We start from the raw sequence: 24,993 nt of genomic DNA, 5'->3' as shown, positions 1-24,993 counted from the left end.
GAACCACCGGCGCGCGACCATGCGCACGTGCGGTCGTCAGGGGGCCGGGGCGCCGCCGACGGTCCCTTGCCGATCGTAGGCCACGAGCGCCAGCGCTCCGGTCGCGCAGGCCGCCGCCACCGCCCCCATGACCGCCGGGAACCCGGCGACCTCCGCGATCCCGGCCGCCGCCAGCGGCGCGAGCGCCTTGGCCACCGTGATGGGCAGCGCCAGCGCGCCGCTCAGCGACGCGAACGCGGCCGTGCCGTACCGGTCGGCGATGAGCGCGGGCCGCGCGATCGTGGCCACCCCGAACCCCAGCCCGAACAGAACCACCGCCGCCACGGCCCCGCCGGTGCTGCGTCCGGCCAGCGGCAGCAGCACCGCCGCGAGCCCCTGCAGCCCGAACATCGCCGCCGTGATCAGCGCCACCCGCCAGCGGGCCTGCAGCCCCGTGGTGACCAGCCGGCCGGTGACCGACAGGACCCCGAGCAGTCCTGCCACGCTCGCCGCGAACACCGGCGGGTGCCCGAGCGCGATCAGGTACGTCACCAGCAGCACCCCCATGACCGACACCGCCCCGGTCTGGGCGAGGAACCCGGCCGCGAGCAGCCAGAACGGCCGCTCCCGCAGCGCGTCGCCGACGATCGCGCCCCGGTCGACGCGGGACGGCCCCGGCCGGTCGCGCACCGTGAGGGCGTGCAGCGGCACGGCGGTCAGGGCGTAACCGGCGGCGAGCACCATCAGGGCCTGCCGCCACCCGTACCGGTCCACCAGGAACCCGGTCAGCGGCAGGAAGACGCTGGAGGCGAACCCGGCGACCACGGTGACCGTGAGCAGCGCCCGTGCCCGCCGCGCCGGGTCGAACCAGGCGACGATCACCGCGAACGCGGCCTCGTACAGCACCGCGGCCGACGCGAGGCCCAGCACGGCGCACACCGCGTACAGCTCGGCCACGGAGCGCACCTGCGACCAGGCCAGCACGGCCGCCGCGCCGAGCAGCGACCCGGCCGTCATCAGGCCGCGTCCGCCGCGCCGGTCCAGCAGGCGTCCGACGGCGGGCGCCGCCACCCCGGAGACGAGGACGGACAGGGTGATGGCCCCGGTCAGCACGGTGACCCCGGCGTCCAGGTCGCGCGCCATCGGCGGGATGAACACCGAGAAAGCGTAATAAAGCACGCCGTAGCCGGCGGTCTGGGTGATCGCGAGCGCGGCCACCATGCGGGCCCGCGCACCCGGAGGAAGATCCTCGATCACCCCATAGAGCCTAACCCCGTGGGTAGCGTCGGATCATGACTCCCTCTTATGTGGTGACCGGCGGTGGGCGCGGCATCGGACGGGCGGTGACCGAGCGGCTGCTGGCCGGCGGCGGCGCGGTCGTCGTCATCGAGCACGACGCCGCCGCACTGGACGCCCTCGACGGCCTCGCCGGCGTCGTACCGGTGATCGGCGACGCGGCGGACGAGCAGGTGGCCGCGCGGGCCGCCGCCCTCGCCCAGGAGCACGGCACGCTGCGCGGCTGGGTCAACAACGCGGCCGTCTTCCGCGACGCCTCCGTGCACGCCTCGCCGATCTCCGAGGTCAGGGCGTTGATCGCGGCCAATCTGGACCTGGCCGTGGTCGGCTGCGCCACCGCCGTCCGCGCCTTTCTCGCCGCCGGCGGTCCGGGGGCGATCGTCAACGTCACCTCGCACCAGGCGACCCGGGCGGTGCCGGGCGGGCTGCCGTACGCGACGGCCAAGGCCGCCGTCGAGGGGCTGACCAGGTCGCTGGCCGTCGAGTACGGCAGGCGCGGCATCCGGGTCAACGCCGTCGCGCCCGGCACGGTGGCGACCGAGCGCTACCTGGCGTTCCTGGCCGGGCTGGGCGAGGAGGCGGCGGCGGCCGTGGAGGAGCAGATCGCGGTGCTGCATCCCATCGGGCGGGCGGCGGAGCCGGCCGAGGTGGCGGCCGTCGTGGCGTACCTGCTGTCGGACGACGCGGCGTTCGTCAACGGGGCGACCGTGCCCGTGGACGGCGGGCGTACGGTGCTCGGGCTCGACCCCGAAGCCAGGGAATGAAAACCGTTGCCATCTGGTTGAGCGGGACATGCGAAAGAACCTGCACCCCGCGTACCGTCCCGTCGTCTTCCGCGACCCCAGCGTGGGCTTCGCCTTCCTCACCCGCTCGACCCGTACGAGCACGGCGACCATCGAGTGGGAGGACGGCCGGACCTACCCGGTCGTCGACGTGGACGTCTCGTCCGCCAGCCACCCCTTCTACACCGGTCGCGGCCGGGTCATCGACTCCGCCGGCCGCGTCGAGCGGTTCAACCAGCGTTACGGCAAGAAGTGATCAAGGCCCGCCCAAGAGGCGGGCATGCCGGAACTACCGGCGGGTAAAAGTTCTCCACCGGCGTGAGAGCAGCAGTGGTGGAGCGAATGGGTCTCTCTGGAAGGGAACGCCGCATACTCGCCCAGATTGAGCAGGCCCTGGAGCGAGAGGATCCCGAGTTGGCCCGGCGCGTCGCGGCCATCAACAGGATCGAGGCGGTCGGCGGCCTGCCGGAGCGGCCCTATGGGGACCGGGTGCGCCTGTGGGCGCTGACCCACGGGTGGGTGATCGTCGTGGCGGCCGCGCTGGTGATCGTGTCACTGCTGATAGCGGTCCTGGCCACCTGAGCCCGGTCGGCTGTCTGAGCCCGGTCGGCCGCCGGAGCCCGGTCGGCCGCCGGAGCCGGGCCGGCCGCCGGAGCCGGGTCGGCCGCCGGAGCGGCGGTGCCGGATCACCAGCAGGTCGACGGCGGCGACGACCGCCACGACCGCCGCGATGGCCGCCTCCCACCGCCACACCTCCTCGCCCGTGCTCATGGCGCGGATCGCGAAGAACACCGCCGCGGCGACGGCGAGCACCAGCGCCACCATCGACAGGATCCGGCGCGCCCGCAGCGGGCTGCGCGCGGTCGTGGGCTCCGTGCCCGTACGGTCACGTAGCCACATGATCATCACCTTCCCTGCACACGGCGGTCAGGCCAGGCATCTCAGGGCGCTGGTCAGGCGCGGGTCGAGCCCGTGGGAGGCGGGCAGCCGGCCCACCGTCGCCGCCACGAACTCCGGGTAGGACAGCGTCGCCGTCACCCCGTCCAGCGCCACCCAGATCTCATCGGCCGTCTGCTCGACCTGCACCTTCGAGTCGCTCTCCGCCAGCGCGAAGCGGCCGACCGCGATCCGCCACAACGTCCGGTCGTCGGCCTCGTCCGCCGCGACCGGCGCCTCGACGTCGTCGGCGTGGGTGGCGTACTCGGAGTCGTAGTGGAAGGCCTGACGCCCGTTGGGGTAGGGCCCGGCCATCGTCTCCAGCATGGCGTCCCGGCCCAGCTCGCGCATGCGCCGCCGGGTGTCGCCGTTCTTCTCGCGCCACTCCCGCAGCACGTCCTCGACCGGCAGGTCGCGGCGCTGCCGTACGCACCACTCGTTGAAGTCCTCGTAGCCGCCGATGCCCTCGGCGGACATCCGGCTCATCAGCTCCGGAACGGTCCCGTCGAGGACCGCGTGGTTGTACATCTCCTCGCCCGCCAGGTGCGCCAGCACGTCGCGGACCGTCCAGCCCGCGCAGTGGGACGGCCGCAGCCAGCCCCTCTCGTCCAGCCCGGCGAAGAACCGGTCCAGCCTGGCCGCCTCGGCGTCGAAGATGTCGAACGGGTCGAAGTCACGCAGCGGGTCGTCCTCAGCCATACTCCGGACGCTACCCGTGATGTCCCGCCTTTCACGGACCCTTGACGATCAGTGGCCCGGCGGCCGACTTGGCCTGCTGGTATTCGGCGGCGCACGAGGGCGCGCGCTCGGCGGGCACCCAGCCGCCCTTGGCGATGGCGGCGTTCCGCGCCGGGTCGGCGCCGTAGAGCAGGCAGGCGAACGTGGCCGACTCCTCCTCCCCGGCCAGGTGGCCGAGGCCGGCGTGCCCGGCGGCGAGCAGATGGCGGGCCTCGGCGGCGGCGACCGCCTGCTCCGGCCGGTCGGCGGCCAGCGTGAGCGCGGCGAGCCGGTCGGCCTGGTCCTCGGCGTCCGGCAGGCCCTCCAGCGTGCCCAGGGCGTGACCGAGCTCGTGGTGGAAGAACGCGGTCAGCGCGGCCTCGACGCGGCGGCCGATGGCGCGGGCGTCGGCCTCCTCGGTCTCGGAGATGCCGGTCAGCGTGCTTTCCAGCCGGTCGACCAGGGAGTAGCAGACCGTGATGCGGCTCTCGCGGGCGTCCCAGGGGGCGGAGCGCCCGTCGCAGTCGCGGGCGACGACCTCGACCGCCCGCGGCAGCCTGATCTTCGTACGCAGCGCGCCGCTCTCCTTGAGCAGCCGGCGGGCCTGCTCCGCGCGCTCGGACCCGGCGGGCTCGTACCGTACGGCGGGAGGCGAGGCGGCCGGAGGGGACGGCGTGGGGGCCGCTCCCAGCGCGCTCACCATGCTCAGGGCCAGAGCGGCGAGGGAGTGCGGCATGCGGGGGGCTCCTTCCCTGGGGGGTCGCGGCGGTGCGACCTACCATGCGGCGATCAGCTGATCGCTAAACCCCTGCCCAGGTAAAACCTGCTGAAAAGCCGGAGGCCCGGCCCCCGTAAGGGGACCGGGCCTCAGGAGTGGTGCTTGCTCAGCGACGCCACCAGGAACCGTAGACGCGCACGTAGTCGGCGCGGCTCGTCGAGCTGTTGAGCTCGTCGTTCCCGGCGAACGAAGCGCGGAACCAGCCGCTCTTGTACGCCTTGGTCTTGGCGAAGAACTTGCCGTCCCACTTCGTCGTGGTGGAAGTGACCCACTTCCAGGCGCTGGAGCCGTTGGCACGGTAGAAGATGTTCACCTTCTCGCCGCGGACGCCCTTCCACCGGTGGTCATCGGCCTGGAGCCGACCGGAGAAGTAGATCGACTTGCCCTTGCGGACCTTGTGCGGCTCGGCCTCGAAGCGCGAGACGCGCGTGTCGGCCTTGGTCTTGGCGAGCTCGACCGCGAAGTACGCGTCGTCCTTCGCCACTTCCTTGCCGGCGTCGTCGAACGCCACGGCCGTGGCCTTCCACTTGCCGGGCTGGTCGCCGTCGGAGAAGCCGACCGAGAAGCGCCAGCTCTCCAGCGGCTTGACGTCCTTGGCGCGCAGCGCCCGGACGCCGTCGACCGGAGCGACGGTCACTTCGACCTTCTTGACGTCCGAGCCAGCCCGGACGTGGATGAACGCGGTGCTCTCCTCACCCTTCTTCACCACGACCGGGTTCGGCGTGATGCTGCGGATGAACAGGCGGGTGTCCGCCTTGGTGGCGGTGCTGGCGGAGGCGGCCCCCGCCCCCGTGACGAGCATGGCCCCGCCCACGAGGGCGGAGACGAAACCCAGTGCGATCTTTCTCATGAGGGTGCTGATTCCTCTCCCCGTATCGCTTCAGAGCCGGCCCGGGGTGCCGGACTCCCTCTACTACTGTGAGGCACGAAAAGGGGCAAAGGTTCGCTAAAGTTACGAGAAATTTTTGATCACGGCTTTAACCTGCACTTATGTGACCCAAATTCTTTTTCGGGCTGGATGACCTACTACAGTCTGTGCCATGACGGACGTCTACACGCTCGGCGAGCCCCTCGGCGTGGTCACGAGCGGCCGGGTCCGCCACGACGGGGAGGCCAGGCTCGACGTCTGCGGGCCGGAGTTCACGCTGGCCGTGGCGCTGGCCAGGCTCGGCCACGAGTGCGCCTACCTGGGCAAAGTGGGCGGCGACGAGCTCGGCGCGCGGGTCCTGACCGTGCTGCGCGGCGAGGGCGTGGACGTGACGGACATGCGGGTGTCGGAGGGGCTGCCGACGGGCCTGCTGCTCAGGGAGAGCCGCGTGGGCCGCGAGCCGCGCACGGCGCACTACCGCACCGGGTCGGCCGGCTCGCGCCTGTCGCCGGGCAACGTCCCCATCGACCGGGTGGGCGCGGCCAAGATGCTGCACGTCACGGGTCTGACGGCCGCGCTCGGCATCGACGCACAGGACGCCGTGCGCGCCGCCGTCAGCGCCGCGCGCAACGCCGACGTGGTGATCTCCTTCGCCGTCGAGTACGTCCCGGAGCTGTGGCCGTCGGTCCGCGAGGCCGAGGAGGTGCTGAGCGAGCTGGCCTGCGCCTCCCACCTGCTCTTCCTCCGCCAGGACGAGCTCGACCTGGTCAAGCCCGCCCTCACCCCGGAGCGCGAGGTCGTCGTGAACCGCGGCGCGAAGGGCGCCACCGTGCGCGCCGACCGGATGCGCTACGACGTCCAGGGCTGGCAGGTGCCGGTGGTGGACCCGTCGGGCGCGGGGGAGGCGTTCGCGGCCGGCTACATCAGCGCGGCGCTGGACGGCCTCACCCCGCAGGAACGCCTGTACCGCGGGGCGCTGTTGAGCGCCGCCGCGGTGACGGGCGTCAGCGACTGGCAGGGGTTGCCCACCAGGGCCGAGCTGTGACGGTCAGTTGATCGTCAGGGTGAACGTCGAGGTCGTGTTCCTGATGTTCTGCGCGTTGCCGCTGAAGCGCAGGCCGGTGAACGTGGCCGACCCGACCGCCGGGCCCTGACCGGGCTCGGGCAGCTCGTTCACCCAGATCCCGAAGCCGGACTTGGCGTCGAAGGCGTCGCCGCTCTTCTGGGCGCCGCTGATCGAGACGTTGGTGAAGGTCGTGTCCTTCACCGGGTTGAGCGGCGTCGTCGGGCTGGAGTAGCCGGTCTGGAACATGATCCCGCTGTAGGTCGGGTCCACGATGTCCAGGTTGCTGACCCTGATGCCCTGGAACACCTTGGAGGAGGAGAACACCCACAGCGCCGGGAACGTCTGCTGCCCCCAGAAGTGGCCGCCCGCCCTGACCAGCGAGATGTTGTCGAACACGGTGGGCGGGCTCGCGCCGAAGCCGTGCATCGGGTAGCCGAAGTCGAGCGAGCTGATCGTCACGCCCGAGTAGACGAGCGTGTCGGCCACGTAGATGTTCCTGAAGGTGTTGTCGTAGCCGCCGTAGACGGCCACGCCCGCGGCCCGCCAGGTGAGCAGCGAGCTGAGGTTCTCGAAGACGTTGCCGTGCTGCTCGCCGGGGTTGTTGTCGGTGGCCGAGAACAGCGCGAAGCTGTCGTCGCCCGTGGCGCGGGTCTCGATGTTGGTGACGTGGTTGCCGGTGCTGCCGTTGGTGAAGTTGAGCCCGTCGGCGAAGGTGTTCCTGATCCGGGAGTTCTTCAGCGTCATGTCGTCGGTGTTGGTGCCCCAGTACATGCAGACCTGGTGCTCGACCCAGATGTTGTCGATCGTGATGTTGGCCACGTTCGAGAAGTCGAAGACCTTGCCGGGGCCGTCGATGCGGGCCGTGTAGTTGCCGAAGTAGGCGAAGCCCTGGAACGTCGTGCCGTTGGCGGTGGCGTCGGCGCGGAAGCCGATGTCGGTGTTCTCCTGGCCGGGCGGCGGGCGGAAGCGGGTGAACCACGGGCCCGCGCCGACGATCTTGATCGCCTTGCCGTAGACCTGGAACTTCGAGCCGGTCTGGTAGTCGCCGGCGGGCAGGTAGACGCCGGTCAGGCTGCTGTCCATGCGGGCCTTGTCCAGGGCGTTCTGGACGTCCTGGTGGGTGAAGCCGGCGGGGACGGCGTACTTGGCCGGGTCGGGGTTGGCGACCGCGGTCGCCTGTTCGAGGTCGATGAAGTCGATGGCGTACGTGCTGGTGTTGGCGGCGTCCTTCTGCAGGCGGATCTTGCTGCCCTTCGGGACGGTGGTGCCGAGCATCAGGTTCGCCTCGTCGTAGATGTGCCGGGGCGGGCCGGAGCCGGGGTTGTTGGTGGGCTGGTGCTCCGCGCCGTACAGCCAGGCGTGGCGGGAGGTCAGCGGGATCGCCTTGAGCAGCGTGCCGTTGACGTAGACGTTGAGCGTCGAGTCGATGCCGCCGCCGCCCGGGGCGTCGGGGATCGAGAAGCGGGTGACGAGGGTGTTGGTGTCGGCGCGGGTGGTGAACTCGACGTAGGCCCCGGTCTGGTTGAGCGTGACCGCGCGGCGGCCCGACGCCTCGCCGGCGAGCGTGCCGACGTCCCTGCTCGGGCCGACCCGGGCCGCGCCGCCGCCGAGCACGGCGTCCTCGGCCTCGTAGGTGTCGTAGGGCATGTTCGCGCCGCGGCCCACGAACAGCGGCAGCTCGCTGGTGTTGTTGGCGCGCTTGACCGGCAGTTCGTTCGCGTCGTCGGCGAGCACGGTCCTGACGGTGTACCTGCCGTTGGCAGCCGTCCAGGTGCCGAGGGTGATCGGCGCGGTGGTCGCGCCGGCCGCGATGGCGCCGCTCACCGAGCCGGTCAGGGTGCGCACGACCGTGCCGCCGGCGTCGACGACGGTGAGCGTGACGCCGTGCGCGGCCGAGCTGGAGGCGACCGTGCCCTGGTTCCTGATCGCCACGCTGAACGTCACCGTGCCGCCCGCGGCCGGGTTGCCCGGCGTCCAGGCGACGGGCGCGGCGACCAGGTCGGCGGTGTCGACCGGCCGCACGGTGAGCGTGCCCGCGGTGGTGTTGTTGGCCTCGTTGAGCTCGGTGACCTTGTTGTCCTCGTCCACCTTGGCGGACAGCTGGTACGTCCCCGCGTCCCGCGCCCCGATGTTCGCCGACACGGTCGCCGACGCCCCCGCGGCCAGCGCGCCCACGGCGGCGGTGCCGACCTTGGCGGTGCCCGCGTAGAAGGTGACGGAGGTGGCGGCCGAGCCGGCGGTGCCCGCGTTCCTGACGGTGGCCGACAGCGTGACCGCGTCGGTCTCGACCGGCGACGCCGGGCTGGAGGTCAGGTTCGCCACGGTGAGGTCGGGGTTGGCCGACGGCGTGCCGAACACCTGGAACTCGGCGACCTGCCCGCCGGGCGCGCCCGAGTTGGCGGTGAACTGCAGCCGGACGTCGGCCGCCTTGCCGGTCACCGGGATGGTCACCGAGTTGCCCGTCGCCGGGTCGAAGGTGTAGGTCGCCGAGGCCACCAGGCCGGTGAAGGAGCCGGCGCTCTGCTCGCGGCCGAGGACCTGGAACGTCTGCGTGCGCCGGCCCCACGCCTGGGCCGGGTCGAGCTTCACGGTGATCGAGGTGAGGTCGGCGTTGGCGCCGAGCTGGACGGTGAGCTGCCCCGGGTAGGCGGCGCTCTCCCAGTACGTCCCCAGGTTCCCGTCGTTGGCGTTGGCGGCGACGTACGTGTGCGTGTGCGAGGACTCGGTGATCGGCTTGCCGAGCGCCAGATTCGTGCCGGGCGGCGGCGGGCCGTCGTCGGCGGTGCCCCAGACCTCGAACTCCGAGAGCTGGCCGGCGGGCCAGCCGGTGTTGCCGGTGATCTGGACGCGCACGTACCGCGTGGTGGTGGCGGGGAAGGTGATGGTGGCCGTCGGGTTGAAGGTGTAGGTGGCCGAGGCGGCGATCGTGGTGAACGGGGAGGAGCCGGTCGCGCTGCCCTGGACGGTCAGCGTCTGCGTACGGCTCGGCCAGCCGGACGGCAGCTTGAGCACCAGCCGGTTGACGCTCGCGCTGGTGCCGAGGTCCACCTGGATCCACTGCGGGAAGGCGTTGCCCGCCGACTCCCAGTAGGTGGCCTGGTTCCCGTCGGTGACGTTGGCGGCCGGGTAGACGTCGGTGAAGCTGCTCGCGGTGGCGGCCTTGCCGGCGGCGAGGTTGGTGTCGGCCGCGGCCTGTGCGGCGGCGGGGGCGGCGAGGAGCCCGATGGCTAACGAAAGGGCGGCTAGGACAGCTCTCATGGGGGTGGCCCTTCGGCGGAGGCTAGTTGGCCGAACCATAGGATGTCGAGCAGATGGCCGCAATATTTCGACTGTATTTCGCAAACGGATGACTGACTGAAGTCGGCGCGGAACGACCGTCGGAGCTGGTCAACACCAGGTGGCGAGCCGGAAATCCGTACGGGTGCGCTGCAAGCGCGTCGTCCGATCCACGTAAGTCCTTGCAAGCGCTTGCGCTGCAGGCCGTATAGTTTGCGCATGACACGACGACTCGCAGAGGTGGCCAAGAAGGTCGGGGTGAGCGAGGCGACCGTCAGCCGCGTGCTCAACGGCAAGCCGGGGGTCTCCGACGCGACCCGCGAGGCCGTGCTGACCGCTCTCGACGTGCTCGGCTACGAACGCCCCACCCAGCTCCGCGGCGACCGGGCCAGGCTGGTCGGCCTGGTGCTGCCCGAGCTGCAGAACCCGATCTTCCCCGCCTTCGCGGAGGTGGTCGGCGGGGCGCTCGCCCAGCAGGGGTTCACCTCGGTGCTGTGCACCCGCACGGTCGGCGGCGTCTCGGAGGCCGACTACGTCGACCTCCTGCTCCAGCAGCAGGTCAGCGGCGTGGTCTTCGCCGGCGGCCTGTACGCCCAGGCCGACGCCGCGCACGGCCACTACGAGCTGCTGCACGAGCGCAAGCTCCCGACCGTCCTCGTCAACGCGGCCGTCCGGCACCTCGACTTCCCCCAGGTCTCCTGCGACGACGCCGTGGCGGCCGAGATGGCGGTCGCCCACCTGCGCGCGCTCGGCCACGAGCGCGTCGGCATGGTGCTCGGGCCGAAGGACCACATGCCCTCGCGGCGCAAGCTGGAGACGTTCCTCGCCGCAGGCGGCGACGCCGAGCTGGTCGAGCACACGATGTTCTCGCTGGAGGGCGGGCACGCGGCCGCCGCCCGGCTGGTCAGGCGCGGGGTGACCGGCGTGGTGTGCGCGAGCGACCTGCTGGCGCTCGGCACCGTGCGGGCCGCGCGCCGCGCCGGGCTCTCGGTTCCGGGCGACATCTCGGTGATCGGCTTCGACGACTCCGCGCTCATGAACTGCACCGAGCCGCCGCTCACCACGGTCCGCCAGCCGATCGACGCGATGGGCCGGGCCGCCGTGGACCTGCTGGTCGCGCAGATCGACAAGGCGGTGGTCCCGGCCGACGAGCTGCTGTTCGAGCCCGAGCTGGTGGTACGGGCCTCCACGGCGCGCTGCCCTGCGTAACACAGTCGTTATCTTGCAATAGAGCGTCGAAATATTGCGTCCATGTGTCGCTGATCCTATGGTGTGGGCACCTCGCATCAGAAGGGTCAGACCATGCGGAGATCCACCGGACTCTTGCTCGTAACCGCGCTCGGCCTCTCGGCGACCGCCTGTGGCTCCGGCGAGTCGCCGCAGCCCGCGGCCTCCGGCGGGGCGGCGAACGTGTCGATCACGGTCGCCTGCCAGCCCGCCAAGACCGCCCCCCAGGACCGCAAGGCCTGGGACGAGGACGTCGCCGCGTTCATGAAGGCGCACCCCGGCGTGACGGTGAAGAGCACGGACCAGCAGCCGTGCTTCGACCCCAAGACCTTCGGGCCCAAGCTGGCGGGCGGCCAGATGGAGACCGTCTTCGTGGTGCCCATGACGAACTACGACGACGTCATCGCGCAGGGCCAGGCCCTCGACATCACGCAGTACACCGGCTCGGTCAAGAACTGGAACGACCTGCGCCCCGACCACCGCGAGCTGCTCACCAAGGACGGCAAGGTCTACGGCGTCCCCAACGTGCACTACAGCGTCGGCCTGGTCTACAACCGCGCCCTGTTCACCAAGGCCGGCCTCGACCCCAACACCCCGCCGAAGACCTGGGCCGAGGTGCGCGAGGCCGCCAAGAAGATCGCCGGCCTCGGCGCCGGCTACGTCGGCTACGGCGAGTACTCCGGCGGCAACACCGGCGGCTGGCACTTCACCCAGGCCATCTACGGCCGGGGCGGCAGCATCCTGACCGACGACGGCAAGAAGGCCGCGTTCAACTCGCCCGAGGGCAAGGCCGTGCTGCAGAACCTGCACGACATGCGCTGGGTCGACAACAGCATGGGCAGCAAGCTCCTCGTCGGCTGGGAGTCGCTCATGATGGCCATGGGCAGCGGCAAGGTCGGCATGATGCTCGGCGCGCCCGACGTGGTCACCGACGTGGTCACCAAGTTCAAGGGCAACGTCGACGACTACGGCATCACCGGCTTCCCCGAGGCCAAGGCGTCGCTGAGCGGCGGCGAGGCGTACATGATCAACCCGAAGGCCACGCCCGAGCAGGCCAAGGCCGGCATGGAGTGGATCGACTTCCGGTTCAACACCGTCGGCAAGGGCCGCTTCGACTTCGCCCGCGGCAAGGCCATCGGCAACCCGGTCGGCGTCCCCGACAACGCCGTCTACGGCGACTCGCCCACCGGCAAGGCCCTCCAGGAGGAGCGGGTGAAGAACGCCTCGCTGCCCGTGGAGAACTACCAGACGTACGTGGACGCCGCCGCGACCGTCCCGCCGAAGGCCGAGCCCCCGCACGCGCAGGAGCTGTACGCCATCCTCGACGTGGCGATGTCCGGCGTGCTGAGCCGCAAGGACGCGAGCGTGGACGAGCTCCTGGCGGACGCCGAGACCAAGGCCAACGCGATGCTGGCGGCCAAGGGCTGACCCTGATGCGGATCTTGAGGCGCAATCTGACGGCCTACGGGTTCCTCTGCGCGGCGTTGTTCTGCTTCACGGTGTTCGCCTGGTATCCGATGGTCAGGGAGTTCATCCTGAGCTTCCAGCGGACCGACCTGATCAACCCGCCCGAGTGGGTGGGGCTGGACAACTTCAAGGCGGCCGTCGCCGACCCGGCCTTCGGCGAGGCCTGGCTGAACACCGTGGAGTTCACCGCCCTGGCGCTGCTGTGCGGCTACGCCGTCCCGTTCGCCGTCGCGCTCGTGCTGAACGAGCTGCGCCACGCCCGGGCCTACCTCAGGTTCGTGGTCTACCTGCCGGTCATGCTGCCGCCGATCGTCGCGGTGCTGCTGTTCCGATGGTTCTACGATCCCGGGCCCGGGCTGTTCAACCAGATACTCGACTTCTTCCACCTGCCGACGCTCGCCTGGCTGGACAGCTCCTCCACGGCGCTGATCTCGCTGGTCATCGTCTCGACCTGGATGAACATGGGCAGCGCGACCCTGATCTACCTGGCCGCGCTGCAGAACATCCCGCCCGAGCTGTACGAGGCCGCCGAGCTCGACGGCGCCGGGATCGTCAAGCGCATCCGGCACGTCACGATCCCGCAGACGCGGCTGATCCTGCTGCTCATGCTCATGCTGCAGATCGTGGCGACCATGCAGGTGTTCATCGAGCCGTACATGCTGACCGGCGGCGGCCCGGAGAACGCCACCGTCAGCGTGGCCTACCTGATGTACCAGTTCGCCTTCTCGCAGATGAACTACGGCCAGGCCGGGGCGCTCGGCATGATGCTCATGCTCGCGCTGCTCGTCTTCGCCGCCTTCCAGCTGCGCACCACCCGGGAGGACCAGGCATGATCGCCGTCGGCGCGGGCACGGCCGGCCGGAAGGGCAGGCGTGGCGCCGGAAGGCGTCCGAAGCCGATACAGGTGCAGTTCAGGACGATCGTCTCGCCCCACCAGCTCAACAGCCGGTGGGGGCGGCGGATCTACTGGCTGGTGCTGGTCTCCGTCGTCCTGCTGTTCACCCTGGCCTTCGTCTTCCCGCTCTACTGGATGGTCACCGGCGCCATGAAGACGCCGGACGAGATCGCCGAGATGCCGCCCACACCGGTGCCCCGGGACCCGACGCTGGACAACTTCGTCGAGGCGTGGGACCTGTTCGACATCGGCACGCTGCTGGCGAACACCGCGTACTACGCCTTCGGGGCCTGGCTGTTCTCCATGGTGGTGGACGTGTCGGCGGCGTACGCGCTGTCGAAGCTGCGCCCGGTGTTCGGCAACGTGATCCTCGGCGCGATGCTGGCCACGCTGATGATCCCGCCGATGGTGATCCTCATCCCGCTCTACGTGACGATCGTGGACCTCGGGCTGCTGAACAACCCGTGGGGGCTGTGGTTCCCCGCGGCGGCCAACGGGTTCAACATCTTCCTGCTCAAACGGTTCTTCGACTCGATCCCGCGCGAGCTCATCGAGGCGGCGCAGATCGACGGCGCCGGGCCGGTGCGCACGCTCTGGTCCGTGGTGCTGCCGGTCTCCCGGCCCATCCTCGGCGTGGTGTCCATCTTCACGATCGTCACCGCCTTCAAGGACTTCGTCCTGCCGCTGCTGGTGATGACCGACAGCGAGAAGATGCCGATCAGCGTGGGGCTGTCGCAGACCGCAGGGGCGGTCACCCAGAACCAGGTCATGGCCGGCCTGGTGATCGCCGGCATTCCCATGATCATCGTCTTCTTCGTCTTCCAACGACACATCATGGCGGGCCTCACCGCCGGAAGCATCAAGGGATAATCGCATGTCGAAAACGTGGTGGCGGGGGGCCGCGATCTACCAGGTCTACCTGCGTAGTTTCGCCGACGGGAACGGCGACGGCGTGGGCGACCTCGCCGGCCTGCGATCCCGCCTGCCGTACCTGAAGGACCTGGGGATCGACGCCATCTGGCTCAACCCGTGGTATCCCTCGCCGATGGCCGACGGCGGCTACGACGTCGCCGACTACCGGGACATCGAGCCGGTCTTCGGCACGCTCGCCGAGGCCGAGGCGTTCATCGAGGAGGCGCACGAGCTCGACATCAAGGTCATCATCGACGTCGTGCCCAACCACAGCTCCACCGAGAGCGCATGGTTCAAGGAGGCGCTGGCGGACCCGGCGGCCCGCGACCGGTTCTGGTTCGCCGACCGGCCGCTCAACGACTGGCAGTCCATCTTCGGCGGCTCCGCCTGGACGCAGGTGCCGGACGGGCAGTGGTACCTGCACCTGTTCGACCCGGGGCAGCCGGACTTCAACTGGGCGAACCCCGAGGTCCACCAGGAGTTCGAGGACGTGCTGCGCTTCTGGTTCGAGCGCGGCGTGGACGGCTTCCGCATCGACTCGGCGGCGCTGCTGTTCAAGTCGGACACCGCGTACGAGGACCTCGACGGCGTCCACGACGTCTACCGGCGCTGGCGCGAGATCGCCGACGAGTACGGCGAGCGCGTCCTCATCGGCGAGGTCTGGCTGCCCGACCAGGAGCGCTTCGCCCGCTACCTGCGCCCCGACGAGCTGCACACGGCGTTCAACTTCGACTTCCTGTCCTGCCCCTGGGAGGCCGCCGAGCTGCGCCGGGTCATCGACCTGACGCTCGCCACGCACACCCCGATCGGCGCGCCCCCGACCTGGGTGCTGTCCAACCACGACGTCACCCGCCCGGTCACCCGCTACGGCCGCGCCGACACCACGTTCGAGCACGGCGGGCGGCTCCACGGCACGCCGTCCGACCTGGAGCTCGGCCACCGGCGGGCGCGGGCGGCGGCGCTGCTGGCGATGGCGCTGCCCGGCTCGGTCTACGTCTACCAGGGCGAGGAGCTGGGCCTGCCCGAGGTCGAGGACCTGCCGGACGAGCGGCGGCAGGACCCGATGTACGCCCGGTCGGGCGGCACGAACCCCGGCCGCGACGGCTGCCGCGTCCCGCTGCCGTGGTCGGGGGAGGAGCCGCCGTTCGGCTTCGGCACGGGCACACCGTGGCTGCCGCAGCCGGACAACTGGCGCAAGCTGACCGCCGAGGCCCAGCTCACGGACCTCGGCTCGATGCTCAACCTGTACCGCGAGGGGCTGCGCATCCGGCGCGAGTCGCTCGGCGACGGCACCCTGACCTGGCTGCCGCTCGACGGCGACGTGCTCGCCTTCCGCCGCGACTCGGGCCTGACCTGCGTCACCAACCTCGGCCCCGGCCCGGTGCCGCTGCCCGAGGGCCGGCTCCTGCTGGCCAGCGGCCCGCTGGAGGACGGCGCGCTCCCCGCCGACACCACGGCCTGGCTCGCCTGAAGCCGGCCAACGCGGCCTCGTCTCACCGCCTGGCCCCGCTCGGGTCGCGGAGCCAGGCGGTCAGCGCACGCCCGGCACGGCGAGGTCCCACGCGACCGGGGCGGTCATGCACTCCTCGAAGTCGTTCCAGAGCAGCCCGCGCGGCGTGGCCAGCAGGTTGCCGGGATGCGCGTCGCCGTGCACGGCCTGCCCGCCGTCCCGGGGCAGCCGCCCGGCCAGCTCCTCGTGACCGGCGCGCAGCCGGGCGTGGGCGCCAGGATCGATCCGGCCGTCCAGGACGTCGAGCAGCCGCGCGGGCTCGTCCAGCGCCGGCCACAGGACCGGCAGCTCGCCAGGGAAGCCACGCAGGGCCTCGTGCAGCCCGGCCAGCCCCTCCCCGGCCTCCTCGGGCGAGATCACCCGCTCCGGGTCGTGCTCGGCGTACGTCCAGAACGTCACCACGAAGCCGTCCCGCAGGTGCGGCCCCGGCGGCAGCAGGTCGCTCGGCGGCACCACCGGGGCGCCCGCGCGGTGCAGGTGGGACACCACCTCCAGCTCCCGCCGCAGCACCTCGTCCGGCCGCGCGCGCCGCGTCGCCGTGACGATCGGCACGCGCGCCACGACCGGCGCGGGCCGCAGGTGGACGCGCAGGTTGAAGGAGTCGTGGAGCAGCACCGGCTCCTCCACCAGCACGCCGTGCGCACGGGCCACGGCGACCGCGGCCGCCACGGCGGAGGCCGTCGTCACGCGGACTCGCGGATCACCAGCTCGGTGGGCAGGATGACCGGGTCGCCCGGCCCGCCCTCGAACAGGCCGAGCAGCAGGTGGACCATCGCCGTCGCCTGGTCCGTCACCGGGTGGCGCAGCGTGGTCAGCGGCGGCTCGGTGTACTTGGCCGCCTCGATGTCGTCGAAGCCGACCACGGCCACGTCGTCGGGCACCCGGCGACCGGCCTGGCGCAGTGACTGGAGCGCTCCCACGGCCATCAGGTCGTTGGCCACGAAGACGGCGTCGAGGCCGGGGTCGTCGCCGAGGAGCTGGCGCATCGCGATCGCCCCCGACTCGCGGGTGAAGTCGCCGACCGCCACGATCGAGCGGCGGTCGGAGTCGCGCAGGACGTTGCGGTAGCCGGCCAGGCGGTCCTGGCCGGCGATCATGTCCTGCGGCCCCGCGATGGTCGCGATGCGGCGCCGGCCGATCTCCACCAGATGGCGCACGCCGGCCTCCGCGCCGCCCACGTTGTCGTTGTCCACGAACGGGATGTCCACCGGCACGGCGGGCCGCCCGTACGACACCACCGGCACGCGCAGCCGCGACAGCGCGGACGGCAGCGGGTCGGCGCCGTGCATGGAGATGAGCATGACGCCGTCCACGTGCCCGCCGGAGATGTAGCGCTCGACCCGGGCGTGGCTCTTGGCGTTGGACGCCAGCATGAGCACGACCTGCTTGTTGGCCGACTCGAGCTCCATCGACGCCGACCTGATCACCGTGGAGAACAGCGGGTCCTCGGAGAAGACCCGGGTGCCGGGCTCGCTGATGACCAGCGCGATCGAGTCGGTGCGCTGGGTGACCAGGCTGCGCGCGGCCGAGTTGGGGACGTAGCCCAGCTCGTCGATGGCCTGCAGCACGGCGTCGCGGATGTGGGGCGCCACCGTCGTCTGCCCGTTGACGACGCGGGAGGCGGTGGCCCGCGAGACACCCGCCCGGGCGGCGACCGCCTCCAGGGTCGGGCGTCTCATGACTGCACCAGAAGGGAGAGCACGTAAAAAATCTACAGGCCGTTTCTGGCGATGACGTCGCGGTACCACAGAGCGCTGTCCTTGAGGGTGCGGTTCTGCGTCGCGTAGTCCACGTGCACGATCCCGAACCGCCGCCGGTAGCCCTCCGCCCACTCGAAGTTGTCCAGCAGCGACCACACGAGGTAGCCGCGCAGGTCCGCGCCCGCCTCGACGGCCCGCCACACCTCGCGCAGGTGCCCGTCCAGGTACGCCACCCGGTCCGCGTCGTGCACCCGCCCGTTCTCCACGACGTCGTCGAAGGCCGCGCCGTTCTCCGTGACCATGAGGCCGACCTGCGGATAGTCCTGCGAGAGCCGGACCAGCAGGCGCGACAGGCCGTCCGGCACGATCGGCCAGCCCATCGCCGTGGTGGGGGCGTCGGCGGCGGCGAACCGCACGTCCTCCGACCCCGGCCAGGCGGCGTCGGCGGGCAGGCCGGGGCCGGCCTCGACGACGCACGGGTTGTAGTAGTTGACGCCGATCAGGTCGATCGGCGCCCTGATGGTGTCGAGGTCGCCGTCGCGGATGTGGTCCGTGCCGCCGTTGCGCCGGGCCGCCGCCAGCACCTCCTCCGGGTACGTCCCGTACACGGCCGGGTCGAGGAACTGCCGGGTGAGCAGCGCGTGGATGCGGTCGACGGCCGCCGCGTCGGCCTCGCCGGGCACCGCCGCCGGGTCGTTCACCTGCGCCGGGGTGAGCACGGGCGAGGAGTTGACCACCAGCATCACGCTGCCGGGCCGCAGCCGCCTGGCCGCCAGGCCGTGGCCGAGCAGCAGGTGGTGGGCCGAGCGCAGCGCGCTCGCGGCGTCGCGGCGGCCCGGCGCGTGCACGCCGTTGCCGTAGCCGAGGTAGGCCGCCACCCAGGGCTCGTTCAGCGTCGCCCAGTTCGTGACCCGGTCGCCGAGCCGGGCGTGCACGGCCTCGGCGTAGTCGGCGAAGCGGTGCGCGGTGTCGCGGTCGGTCCAGCCGCCGCGCTCCTCCAGGGTCTGCGGGAGGTCCCAGTGGTAGAGGGTGACGTACGGCGTGATGCCCGCAGCCAGCAGTTCGTCCACGAGCCGGTCGTAGAAGGCGACGCCGCGCGGGTTGACCGGGCCCGAGCCGTCCGGCTGGACGCGCGGCCAGGCGATCGAGAACCGGTACGCCGCCAGGCGCAGCTCCCGCATCAGGGCGACGTCGTCCCGGTAGCGGTGGTAGTGGTCGCAGGCCACGTCACCGGTGTCGTCGCCCGCCACGTTCCCGGGGGTGTGGGAGAAGGTGTCCCAGATGGACTGTCCCCGCCCGTCCTCCTTGACCGCCCCCTCGATCTGGTACGAGGCCGTGGCGGCGCCCCAGACGAAGTCCTCGGGAAAGATCATCCCTTCACAGCTCCTTGCATGATTCCGCCGATGATTTGCTTGCCGAACAGCACGAAGACGGCCACCAGCGGCAGCGTGCCGACCGCCGTGCCGGCCAGGCCGAGCACGTAGTCGTTGACGTACCCGCTGGCCAGGGAGGACAGCGCCACCTGGACCGTCGGATTGTCCGGATTGAGCACGACCAGCGGCCAGAAGTAGTCGTTCCAGGCCGACATGAAGGTCAGCATGCCGAGCACGGCCGCCGCGGGCCGGGCCGCGGGCAGCACGACGTGCCAGAACAGCCCCCAGGTGGTGCAGCCGTCCACCCGCCCGGCCTCCAGCAGCTCGGTGGGCAGCGCCCGCGACAGGTACTGGGTCATGAAGAACACGCCGAAGGCGTTGACCAGCGCGGGCACGATCAGCGCGTAGTTGGTGCCGGTCCACTCCAGCTTCACCATGAGCATGTAGAGCGGGATGATGCCGAGCTGCGCCGGGACCATCATGGTGGCGACGGTGATGACCAGCATCGCGTTCCTGCCGCGGAACCTCAGCTTGGCGAAGGCGAACCCGGCGAGCGTGGAGAAGAACATCACCGCGATCGAGATCGACCCCGCCACGATCAGGGAGTTGACCAGCGCCAGCCCGAACGGCACGGTGTCGAAGACCCGGGAGACGTTGGCGAAGAAGTTCCCGCCGGGGATCAGCGGCGGCGGCACCTGCGCGAGCGCCGAGTTGTGCCGCGAGGCCACGACGACGCTGTAGTACAGCGGGAACGCCGAGAAGAACGCCACGGCCGTCAGGGTCAGGTAGCGCAGCCTCATACGATCCCTCCCTTCGCCCTGCGGGTGATGAGGAAGTTGACGCCGGAGACGATCACCACGGCCAGGAACATCAGCCAGGACGCGGCCGAGGCGTAGCCGAAGTCGAAGGTCGAGTTGGCGAAGGCCTGCTCGTAGACGTACAGCGCCAGGGTCTGGAACTGGCGGTCGGGGCCGCCGGTGGCGAAGGTGCCGCCCCCGCTGCCGGTGCTCTGCGCGAAGAGCATGGGCTCGGCGATGATCTGCATGGCGCCGATCGTGGAGACGATGACGACGAAGATGATCGTCGGGCGGATCATCGGCAGCGTGACGCTGCGCAGCTGCCGGAAGCTGCTCGCGCCGTCCAGGGTGGCGGCCTCGTACAGCTCGCGCGGCACGGCCTGCATGGCGGCCAGGAAGATCAGCGCGTTGTAGCCGGTCCACCGCCACATGATCATGACGGACAGGGCGACGTGCGAGGTGGCGGTGCCGGCCGCCCAGTCGATGTTGCCGACCCCGAACCACGACAGCATCCAGTTGATCAGGCCGAAGTCGCGGCCGAAGAGCTGGCTGAAGATCACCACGACCGCCACCACGCTGGTGACGTTCGGCAGCAGCAGCGAGATCCGGAACAGCGTCTGCAGGCGCAGCCGCCGGTTCAGCAGGTGCGCCAGCCAGATGGCGAGCAGGAGCTGGGGCGCGGTGGACAGCACGCCGATGGACAGCGTGTTGAAGGTGGCGTTCCAGAAGTAGCCGTCGGCCAGCAGCGTCGAGTAGTTGCCGAGGCCGACGAACTCCTGGGTGTCCGACAGCAGCGTCCACTCGTGCAGGCTGACCCAGGCCGTGTAGATCAGCGGGAACAGGCCGAACGCGCAGAACAGCAGGAAGAAGGGCGCGACGTAGGCGTACGGCGACACCCTCATGTCGAGGGTGTGCCGCACGCTGCGCCTACGCCGCCGCGTCGCCGCGAGGGGGTAGGTGCTCATTTGATCTTCTGTACGTCCTGAAGGACCTGGGCCCACGCCTCGTCCGGCGTCTGCTTGCCCTGCTCGACGCGGCCGAGGCCGTTGCCGATCGCCACCCGGACGTCGGCCTCCTTCGGGCCGAGGTGCTGCGGCTTGAGCGCCTTGGCGGCGTCGGAGTAGATCTTGCCGATGGGGGCGTCACCGAAGAACGGCTTGGTGAAGTTCTGGATCGACGGGTCGTCGTAGAGCGACGGGATCGACGGGAAGGTGCCCTCCTCCTTGAAGACCTTGGCCTGGTTGTCCTTGGAGGTCAGGAAGTCGATCAGCTCGGCGGCCTCCTTGGGGTGCTTGCTCTGCTTGGGCACCATCAGGTGCGAGCCGCCGCTGTTGCCCGAGCCGCCGGGAACGGTGGCGATGTCCCACTTGCCGGTCGCGTCCTTGGCCTGCTCCTGGATGAAGCCGGTCATCCAGGCCGGGCAGATGATCGTGGCGAACGAGCCCTTGGCGAAGCCCGTGTTCCACGGCGGGGAGAAGGCCGCGAGCTTGGCGGTCAGGCCCTCCTGGGTGAGCTGGTTGGACAGGTCCCAGGCCTTCTTCACGTCGGGGTTGGACGCGACGATGATGTTGTCCTGGGCGTCGTACAGGCCGGTCGGGGCCTGGTTGACCATCGCGCGGAAGATCTCGCCGGGGGAGTCGGTGAACTTCGCGCCCGCCACGTCGGCCGCGGCGAACTTCTTGCCGGTCGCGATGTACTGCTCCCACGTCGGCCACAGGGCCGCGACCTCGGCGCGGTCGGTGGGCAGGCCGGCCTTCTTGAACAGGTCCTTGCGGTAGCACATGGCCAGGCCGCCGACGTCGGTGCCGAGGCCGAGCACCTGCCCGCCGTCCTTGCTGAGGCCCTGCTGCCACTTCCAGTCGAGGTAGTCGGACTGGCGCTTGTCGAGGCCGAACTGCTTGAGGTCGACGAACTTGTTCGGCTGGGCCGTGAAGGTGCTGATGTAGCCGACCTCGACCGCTTCGACGTCCCCCGCGCCGGCGTTGGTGGCCAGCCGCTTGACCAGGTTGTTGTGATGGTCGTTGAACTGCGTGACGTTCTCGACGATCTCGATGTTCGGGTGGGTCTTCTTGTACTCCTCGTACAGGGGCTTGAAGCCGAAGTCGCCGAAGAGCCCGATGGTGAGCTTGATCTTCTCGCCCGGCTGCGCGCTCGCCGGTGCGGCGGCGTTCCCTCCGCCTCCGCCGCCGCACGCGGCGCTGAGCAGGGCCGCGGCGAGCAGGGGGACGGCAAGACGGATCCGAGGGGTCATGGAACCCTCCTGGGTTGTGCGTGGGGGACAGGTGAGAGAGCGCTCTCTCAGAGAGTCGTGCGGCTCACATGCCTGTGTCAACCGGGGTTAGATAACGATCGCCGTTACCCGAGAGAGCGTTCCCCGAAATGTTTCAGTCTCCCTGCGGACTGGGTTAGGCTGCCCCGGATGCACGAACGAGACCCCGCTCCCTGCCGCCACGGGCGCCGCGCCCGCCGCCGCCGCGCACGCCGACCGGGGGTCAGCCGCCGAGGACGCGGCCCGCCATGCGGGCGTACATGCCGCCAGGGCTCGGCGCGGGCGCCAGGAAACCCGGCAACTGGGGCAGGCCCACCGCGAACGGGTCGAGCCGCTCGTACAGCTCGTTCGCGTCCGCGGGCCGGTCCTCGGGCTGCTTCTCCAGCAGCTGCGCCAGCAGCGCCGCGAGGCCGGGCGGCAGGCCGGGCACGGCCGGCGGCTGCTCCTTGACCTGCTTCTCGAAGACCACGTAGTCGGTCGGCCCGGTGAAGAGCTGGCGGCCGGTCAGCATCTCGTGCAGCACGCAGCCCAGCGAGTAGAGGTCGCTGCGCGGCTCGGCCACCCCGTGCTGGATCTGCTCGGGCGCCATGTACGCGGGCGTGCCCAGGATCTGCCCGATCCTGGTGAACGTGGTGACGTCGGCGTCCCGCAGCAGCGCGAGGCCGAAGTCGAGCACCTTCACGCTGCCGTCAGGGCAGAGCATGAGATTGGTCGGCTTGAGGTCGCGATGGCAGATCGCGAGGGCGTGGGCCGCCGACAGCACCGCGCACGCCTGCGCCGCGATGGCCGCCGCCCACGGCACCGGCAGCGGGCCGTGCTCGCTCACCACGTCGGCCACGGTGACGCCCTCGATGAACTGCATCACCTGGAAGAGCCGCTGCTCGTGGGTGCCGAAGTCGTAGAGGACGGGCGCGCCGGGGTGCTCCAGCCTGGCCAGGATGCGGGCCTCACGGATGAAGCGCCGCTCCAGCTCGTGATCGGGGCCGCTCGGCAGGCGCAGCAGCTTGACCGCGACCCGGCGGTCGAGATGCCGGTCGTGCCCCGCGTAGACCGCCCCCATGCCGCCCGTGCCGAGAGGGAGGTCGTCGAGCACATACCGGTCGCCGATGACCATAGCCCCTCCCTCCCACCTTTGCGAGAAAAACTACACCGTCAGGACAAGGACGGCGTGAGGCTACGACGCCCGTCTCACGGAGTGAGGCCATCGGCCCCGCGAGGGAGTGCCGTCGCCTGGAGGAGTGGCGGGAGCGTAGCGACCAGAGCGGGGGAAGGCGGCGGCGTTGGGCGACCGAGCCTGCCTCACGGAGCGAGGCCATCGGCAGGGTGCAGGTGGCCGTCGGCCAAGCCGTCGAGGCCCAGTCTGATGAGGGTGTGGCCGAGGGTGGAGGTCTCGCGGATGGCGTCCTCCAGCACGGCGAGCTGGCGGAAGGCCTCGCCGTACGCCTTCTGCTCCTTCAGCGGCAGCCGGGGCAGCCGGGTGCGGCGCACGTCGAACCTGCTGGAGCCGGTGGTCGCCCGTCCGCCCGCGGCCCGCAGGTAGCCGGCCAGGAAGTCGGGGTCGAGCCGCCGGCCGTCCACCCGGTAGAGGGTCAGGTGGGGGCCCAGCGCCGCCCCGCCCTCGGCGATCACGCGCACGCTGGAGTAGGACGCCACGACGTCCCCGGACCGCAGCGTGACCAGGCCCTGCTGGGTGGCCGCCGAGCCGGAGGGCGGGCTGCCGCTGAGCACGTCGTCGGCGGTCAGCACGGGCACCTCGCCGCCGTCGGCGACCATCTTCGCCGGAGCCTGGATCATGGTCACCAGGCCCTCCTTGATCAGGTCGCCGAGCGTGATGGCGGGCTGGTCGAGCGGCTGCTCCAGCACCTTCAGGTCGGGCGGCGACGCGCTCGCGGCCAGGAACCGGTCACGGACCTCGGCGAACGCCTTGCCCACGTCGTCGCGGCGCTGGTGGCGGGCCGGGGTCATGTCGACCTCGTCGGCCAGCAGGTCGATGATGCGTACGGTCTGGTCGGAACGGTCCTCCAGGTAGGCCCGCCAGGCCGGCTCGACGAGCTCCAGGTCGCCGGCGGCGTCGAGGATCAGCACCTCGGACGGGGGCCGCTCGCCCGGCCTGGGCCGGCGCAGCAGCCACAGGTCGGCGCCGGGCAGCGCGACGACGGCCCGCAGGGCGCCCGCGCGCAGCAGGTTGGCCCGGATGCGGCGGCCCGCCTTGCGGCTGGCGGCGGCCGGGGGCATGAGGATGGCGACCGCGCCGCCGGGCTTGACGTGCGTGAGGCAGTGCTGGACCCAGGCGAGCTCGGGCTCGCCGCGCGGCGGCAGGCCGTACTCCCAGCGCGGGTCGCCGGTCAGCTCCTCGTAGCCCCAGGCCCGCTCGTTGAACGGCGGGTCGCACACGACGGCGTCGGCCCGCAGGCCGGGGAAGGCGTCGGCGCGCATGGCGTCACCGGCCACGACCTCGGCGTCGAGGCCGCGCAGCCGGAGCCGGGCCGCGGTGATGGCCGCCGAGGTCTCGCTCAGCTCCTGGCCGAGCACCTTGGCCGGGCGGCGGGGGGCCTCGCCGCCGGGTCGCGGGGTGCGGTCGAGGGCCAGCAGGAGCGTTCCGACGCCGCAGGCCGGGTCGAGGAGCGTGCCGCCCTCGGCGCGGACCAGCCGGACCATGAGCTCGGCCACGTCGTCGCGGGTGACGGAGAGCTGCCTCGAGTGGGCCTCCAGGTAGCGCTCGCACAGGAACTCGTACGCGGTCAGCGGCTCGTGCCGCTCGGCCAGCTCGGTGACGAGCCCGGCGAGCTCACCGTCGAGCCCACCGCCCGCGGGGGTGTGGTGGCCGGTGAGCAGGACGCCCGCCTGGGCCACCAGCTCGCCCAGCCGCAAATCACCCGCGGCTTTCAGGCGTTGCCATACCCGATCTCCCAGGGAGACCTGGTAGGACTTCCCATAGCGGCGCAGCCAGGACTCGATCTGGGGCAGGGAGAACAGCGGCTGATTGGCGGTGCCGCCCACCGGTTGGGGAAAATCGTCGTGGCGGCGGCGCCAGTTGCTGACCGCGGCACGCCCGACACCGGCGAGCCGGGCGATGTCCCCGGCGTTGACGGTCGGGTCGTGGCTCATGGTGCCCACAGTACGTCACAAGAGTCTTCAGCGCATC

23 protein-coding genes are annotated in these 24,993 nt (G+C 71.1%); 9 read left to right on the top strand and 14 right to left on the bottom strand.

Features of this window, described 5'->3' with window-relative positions; all coding sequences use genetic code 11:
- Window positions 1-36 precede the first annotated feature (36 nt).
- Complete coding sequence (locus tag AC27IY_RS44510) at window positions 37-1,236, bottom strand: MFS transporter (RefSeq protein ID WP_371249983.1); 1,200 nt, start codon at window positions 1,234-1,236, stop codon at window positions 37-39.
- Window positions 1,237-1,271: 35 nt separating this feature from the next.
- On the opposite strand from AC27IY_RS44510, the gene AC27IY_RS44505 reads away from it, so the two are divergent.
- The 3 genes from AC27IY_RS44505 to AC27IY_RS44495 all read left to right on the top strand — a co-directional run bounded on the left by AC27IY_RS44505 (window position 1,272) and on the right by AC27IY_RS44495 (window position 2,639).
- Window positions 1,272-2,039, top strand: a complete 768-nt coding sequence (locus AC27IY_RS44505; RefSeq protein ID WP_423444004.1) for an SDR family NAD(P)-dependent oxidoreductase — start codon at window positions 1,272-1,274, stop codon at window positions 2,037-2,039.
- Window positions 2,040-2,067: 28 nt separating this feature from the next.
- The gene (locus AC27IY_RS44500) at window positions 2,068-2,313 is read left to right on the top strand and encodes a type B 50S ribosomal protein L31 (protein WP_344209648.1); all 246 of its coding nucleotides are present in this window, start codon (window positions 2,068-2,070) and stop codon (window positions 2,311-2,313) included.
- Between the two features lie 86 nt (window positions 2,314-2,399).
- On the top strand, window positions 2,400-2,639 hold the full coding sequence (locus AC27IY_RS44495) for a DUF3040 domain-containing protein (protein ID WP_423474502.1): 240 nt from the start codon (window positions 2,400-2,402) through the stop codon (window positions 2,637-2,639).
- Here the strand turns inward: AC27IY_RS44495 and AC27IY_RS44490 are convergent.
- The 4 genes from AC27IY_RS44490 to AC27IY_RS44475 all read right to left on the bottom strand — a co-directional run bounded on the left by AC27IY_RS44490 (window position 2,610) and on the right by AC27IY_RS44475 (window position 5,338).
- Complete coding sequence (locus AC27IY_RS44490) at window positions 2,610-2,957, bottom strand: DUF6343 family protein (protein WP_487181678.1); 348 nt, start codon at window positions 2,955-2,957, stop codon at window positions 2,610-2,612. The two genes, AC27IY_RS44495 and AC27IY_RS44490, sit on opposite strands and share 30 nt — an antisense overlap.
- Window positions 2,958-2,984: 27 nt before the next feature.
- Window positions 2,985-3,692 carry a maleylpyruvate isomerase family mycothiol-dependent enzyme gene (locus AC27IY_RS44485; RefSeq protein ID WP_487181677.1) on the bottom strand — a complete coding sequence of 236 codons (708 nt, stop codon included), beginning with the start codon at window positions 3,690-3,692 and terminating at the stop codon, window positions 2,985-2,987.
- Between the two features lie 31 nt (window positions 3,693-3,723).
- Entirely contained in the window at window positions 3,724-4,446 is a 723-nt protein-coding gene (locus AC27IY_RS44480) for a DUF4344 domain-containing metallopeptidase (protein ID WP_487181676.1), read from the bottom strand.
- 148 nt (window positions 4,447-4,594) lie between these two features.
- The gene (locus AC27IY_RS44475; protein WP_423444013.1) at window positions 4,595-5,338 is read right to left on the bottom strand and encodes a hypothetical protein; all 744 of its coding nucleotides are present in this window, start codon (window positions 5,336-5,338) and stop codon (window positions 4,595-4,597) included.
- A 190-nt stretch (window positions 5,339-5,528) separates the two neighbouring features.
- On the opposite strand from AC27IY_RS44475, the gene AC27IY_RS44470 reads away from it, so the two are divergent.
- Window positions 5,529-6,401 carry a sugar kinase gene (locus tag AC27IY_RS44470; protein WP_344209635.1) on the top strand — a complete coding sequence of 291 codons (873 nt, stop codon included), beginning with the start codon at window positions 5,529-5,531 and terminating at the stop codon, window positions 6,399-6,401.
- A gap of 3 nt (window positions 6,402-6,404) precedes the next feature.
- Here AC27IY_RS44470 and AC27IY_RS44465 read toward each other — a convergent pair whose 3' ends face one another.
- The gene (locus AC27IY_RS44465; RefSeq protein ID WP_487181675.1) at window positions 6,405-9,680 is read right to left on the bottom strand and encodes a discoidin domain-containing protein; all 3,276 of its coding nucleotides are present in this window, start codon (window positions 9,678-9,680) and stop codon (window positions 6,405-6,407) included.
- A 237-nt stretch (window positions 9,681-9,917) separates the two neighbouring features.
- On the opposite strand from AC27IY_RS44465, the gene AC27IY_RS44460 reads away from it, so the two are divergent.
- The 5 genes from AC27IY_RS44460 to AC27IY_RS44440 all read left to right on the top strand — a co-directional run bounded on the left by AC27IY_RS44460 (window position 9,918) and on the right by AC27IY_RS44440 (window position 15,670).
- On the top strand, window positions 9,918-10,907 hold the full coding sequence (locus AC27IY_RS44460) for a LacI family DNA-binding transcriptional regulator (protein WP_364449156.1): 990 nt from the start codon (window positions 9,918-9,920) through the stop codon (window positions 10,905-10,907).
- Window positions 10,908-11,000: 93 nt separating this feature from the next.
- Entirely contained in the window at window positions 11,001-12,353 is a 1,353-nt protein-coding gene (locus AC27IY_RS44455; RefSeq protein WP_364449153.1) for an ABC transporter substrate-binding protein, read from the top strand.
- A 5-nt stretch (window positions 12,354-12,358) separates the two neighbouring features.
- Window positions 12,359-13,225 (top strand): carbohydrate ABC transporter permease, encoded by an 867-nt coding sequence (locus AC27IY_RS44450; RefSeq protein WP_344209627.1) that lies wholly within the window; start codon window positions 12,359-12,361, stop codon window positions 13,223-13,225.
- Window positions 13,222-14,157 carry a carbohydrate ABC transporter permease gene (locus tag AC27IY_RS44445; protein WP_487181674.1) on the top strand — a complete coding sequence of 312 codons (936 nt, stop codon included), beginning with the start codon at window positions 13,222-13,224 and terminating at the stop codon, window positions 14,155-14,157. Before AC27IY_RS44450 ends, AC27IY_RS44445 begins: the two co-directional genes overlap by 4 nt.
- A 4-nt stretch (window positions 14,158-14,161) precedes the next feature.
- The gene (locus tag AC27IY_RS44440) at window positions 14,162-15,670 is read left to right on the top strand and encodes a glycoside hydrolase family 13 protein (protein WP_423444019.1); all 1,509 of its coding nucleotides are present in this window, start codon (window positions 14,162-14,164) and stop codon (window positions 15,668-15,670) included.
- 60 nt (window positions 15,671-15,730) lie between these two features.
- On the opposite strand, the gene AC27IY_RS44435 is transcribed toward AC27IY_RS44440, so the two are convergent.
- From AC27IY_RS44435 to AC27IY_RS44400, 8 genes are all read right to left on the bottom strand, one after another.
- A complete protein-coding gene (locus AC27IY_RS44435; protein WP_487181673.1) occupies window positions 15,731-16,396 on the bottom strand; it encodes a phosphotransferase in 666 nt (221 codons plus the stop codon).
- Complete coding sequence (locus tag AC27IY_RS44430) at window positions 16,393-17,388, bottom strand: LacI family DNA-binding transcriptional regulator (protein ID WP_344209619.1); 996 nt, start codon at window positions 17,386-17,388, stop codon at window positions 16,393-16,395. The genes AC27IY_RS44435 and AC27IY_RS44430 overlap by 4 nt, the downstream gene beginning before the upstream one ends.
- A 32-nt stretch (window positions 17,389-17,420) precedes the next feature.
- Entirely contained in the window at window positions 17,421-18,782 is a 1,362-nt protein-coding gene (locus AC27IY_RS44425) for a GH1 family beta-glucosidase (RefSeq protein ID WP_364449142.1), read from the bottom strand.
- The gene (locus AC27IY_RS44420) at window positions 18,779-19,582 is read right to left on the bottom strand and encodes a carbohydrate ABC transporter permease (protein ID WP_344209615.1); all 804 of its coding nucleotides are present in this window, start codon (window positions 19,580-19,582) and stop codon (window positions 18,779-18,781) included. The genes AC27IY_RS44425 and AC27IY_RS44420 overlap by 4 nt, the downstream gene beginning before the upstream one ends.
- The gene (locus AC27IY_RS44415; RefSeq protein ID WP_329584209.1) at window positions 19,579-20,544 is read right to left on the bottom strand and encodes a carbohydrate ABC transporter permease; all 966 of its coding nucleotides are present in this window, start codon (window positions 20,542-20,544) and stop codon (window positions 19,579-19,581) included. Before AC27IY_RS44415 ends, AC27IY_RS44420 begins: the two co-directional genes overlap by 4 nt.
- Window positions 20,541-21,830 (bottom strand): ABC transporter substrate-binding protein, encoded by a 1,290-nt coding sequence (locus AC27IY_RS44410; protein ID WP_364449139.1) that lies wholly within the window; start codon window positions 21,828-21,830, stop codon window positions 20,541-20,543. Before AC27IY_RS44410 ends, AC27IY_RS44415 begins: the two co-directional genes overlap by 4 nt.
- A 241-nt stretch (window positions 21,831-22,071) precedes the next feature.
- Window positions 22,072-22,962: a serine/threonine-protein kinase gene (locus AC27IY_RS44405; protein ID WP_344209610.1), complete on the bottom strand. Its 891-nt coding sequence runs from the start codon at window positions 22,960-22,962 to the stop codon at window positions 22,072-22,074.
- Between the two features lie 185 nt (window positions 22,963-23,147).
- Window positions 23,148-24,956, bottom strand: a complete 1,809-nt coding sequence (locus AC27IY_RS44400; protein ID WP_487181672.1) for an HsdM family class I SAM-dependent methyltransferase — start codon at window positions 24,954-24,956, stop codon at window positions 23,148-23,150.
- Window positions 24,957-24,993 lie beyond the last annotated feature (37 nt).

This window comes from Nonomuraea sp. B208 (assembly GCF_057536035.1).
The sequence above is the reverse complement of the archived record's forward strand: the minus strand, read 5'-3'. Positions and strand labels throughout refer to the sequence as shown.

Excerpts from the sequence above, each read along its gene's own strand:
- AC27IY_RS44505 (WP_423444004.1), top strand. The coding sequence starts at position 1,272 with ATGACTCCCTCTTATGTGGTGACCGGCGGTGGGCGCGGCATCGGACGG.
- AC27IY_RS44500 (WP_344209648.1), top strand. The coding sequence starts at position 2,068 with ATGCGAAAGAACCTGCACCCCGCGTACCGTCCCGTCGTCTTCCGCGAC.
- AC27IY_RS44495 (WP_423474502.1), top strand. The coding sequence starts at position 2,400 with ATGGGTCTCTCTGGAAGGGAACGCCGCATACTCGCCCAGATTGAGCAG.
- AC27IY_RS44490 (WP_487181678.1), bottom strand. The coding sequence starts at position 2,957 with ATGTGGCTACGTGACCGTACGGGCACGGAGCCCACGACCGCGCGCAGC.
- AC27IY_RS44485 (WP_487181677.1), bottom strand. The coding sequence starts at position 3,692 with ATGGCTGAGGACGACCCGCTGCGTGACTTCGACCCGTTCGACATCTTC.
- AC27IY_RS44480 (WP_487181676.1), bottom strand. The coding sequence starts at position 4,446 with ATGCCGCACTCCCTCGCCGCTCTGGCCCTGAGCATGGTGAGCGCGCTG.
- AC27IY_RS44475 (WP_423444013.1), bottom strand. The coding sequence starts at position 5,338 with ATGAGAAAGATCGCACTGGGTTTCGTCTCCGCCCTCGTGGGCGGGGCC.
- AC27IY_RS44470 (WP_344209635.1), top strand. The coding sequence starts at position 5,529 with ATGACGGACGTCTACACGCTCGGCGAGCCCCTCGGCGTGGTCACGAGC.
- AC27IY_RS44465 (WP_487181675.1), bottom strand. The coding sequence starts at position 9,680 with ATGAGAGCTGTCCTAGCCGCCCTTTCGTTAGCCATCGGGCTCCTCGCC.
- AC27IY_RS44460 (WP_364449156.1), top strand. The coding sequence starts at position 9,918 with ATGACACGACGACTCGCAGAGGTGGCCAAGAAGGTCGGGGTGAGCGAG.
- AC27IY_RS44455 (WP_364449153.1), top strand. The coding sequence starts at position 11,001 with ATGCGGAGATCCACCGGACTCTTGCTCGTAACCGCGCTCGGCCTCTCG.
- AC27IY_RS44450 (WP_344209627.1), top strand. The coding sequence starts at position 12,359 with ATGCGGATCTTGAGGCGCAATCTGACGGCCTACGGGTTCCTCTGCGCG.
- AC27IY_RS44445 (WP_487181674.1), top strand. The coding sequence starts at position 13,222 with ATGATCGCCGTCGGCGCGGGCACGGCCGGCCGGAAGGGCAGGCGTGGC.
- AC27IY_RS44440 (WP_423444019.1), top strand. The coding sequence starts at position 14,162 with ATGTCGAAAACGTGGTGGCGGGGGGCCGCGATCTACCAGGTCTACCTG.
- AC27IY_RS44430 (WP_344209619.1), bottom strand. The coding sequence starts at position 17,388 with ATGAGACGCCCGACCCTGGAGGCGGTCGCCGCCCGGGCGGGTGTCTCG.
- AC27IY_RS44425 (WP_364449142.1), bottom strand. The coding sequence starts at position 18,782 with ATGATCTTTCCCGAGGACTTCGTCTGGGGCGCCGCCACGGCCTCGTAC.
- AC27IY_RS44420 (WP_344209615.1), bottom strand. The coding sequence starts at position 19,582 with ATGAGGCTGCGCTACCTGACCCTGACGGCCGTGGCGTTCTTCTCGGCG.
- AC27IY_RS44415 (WP_329584209.1), bottom strand. The coding sequence starts at position 20,544 with ATGAGCACCTACCCCCTCGCGGCGACGCGGCGGCGTAGGCGCAGCGTG.
- AC27IY_RS44410 (WP_364449139.1), bottom strand. The coding sequence starts at position 21,830 with ATGACCCCTCGGATCCGTCTTGCCGTCCCCCTGCTCGCCGCGGCCCTG.
- AC27IY_RS44405 (WP_344209610.1), bottom strand. The coding sequence starts at position 22,962 with ATGGTCATCGGCGACCGGTATGTGCTCGACGACCTCCCTCTCGGCACG.
- AC27IY_RS44400 (WP_487181672.1), bottom strand. The coding sequence starts at position 24,956 with ATGAGCCACGACCCGACCGTCAACGCCGGGGACATCGCCCGGCTCGCC.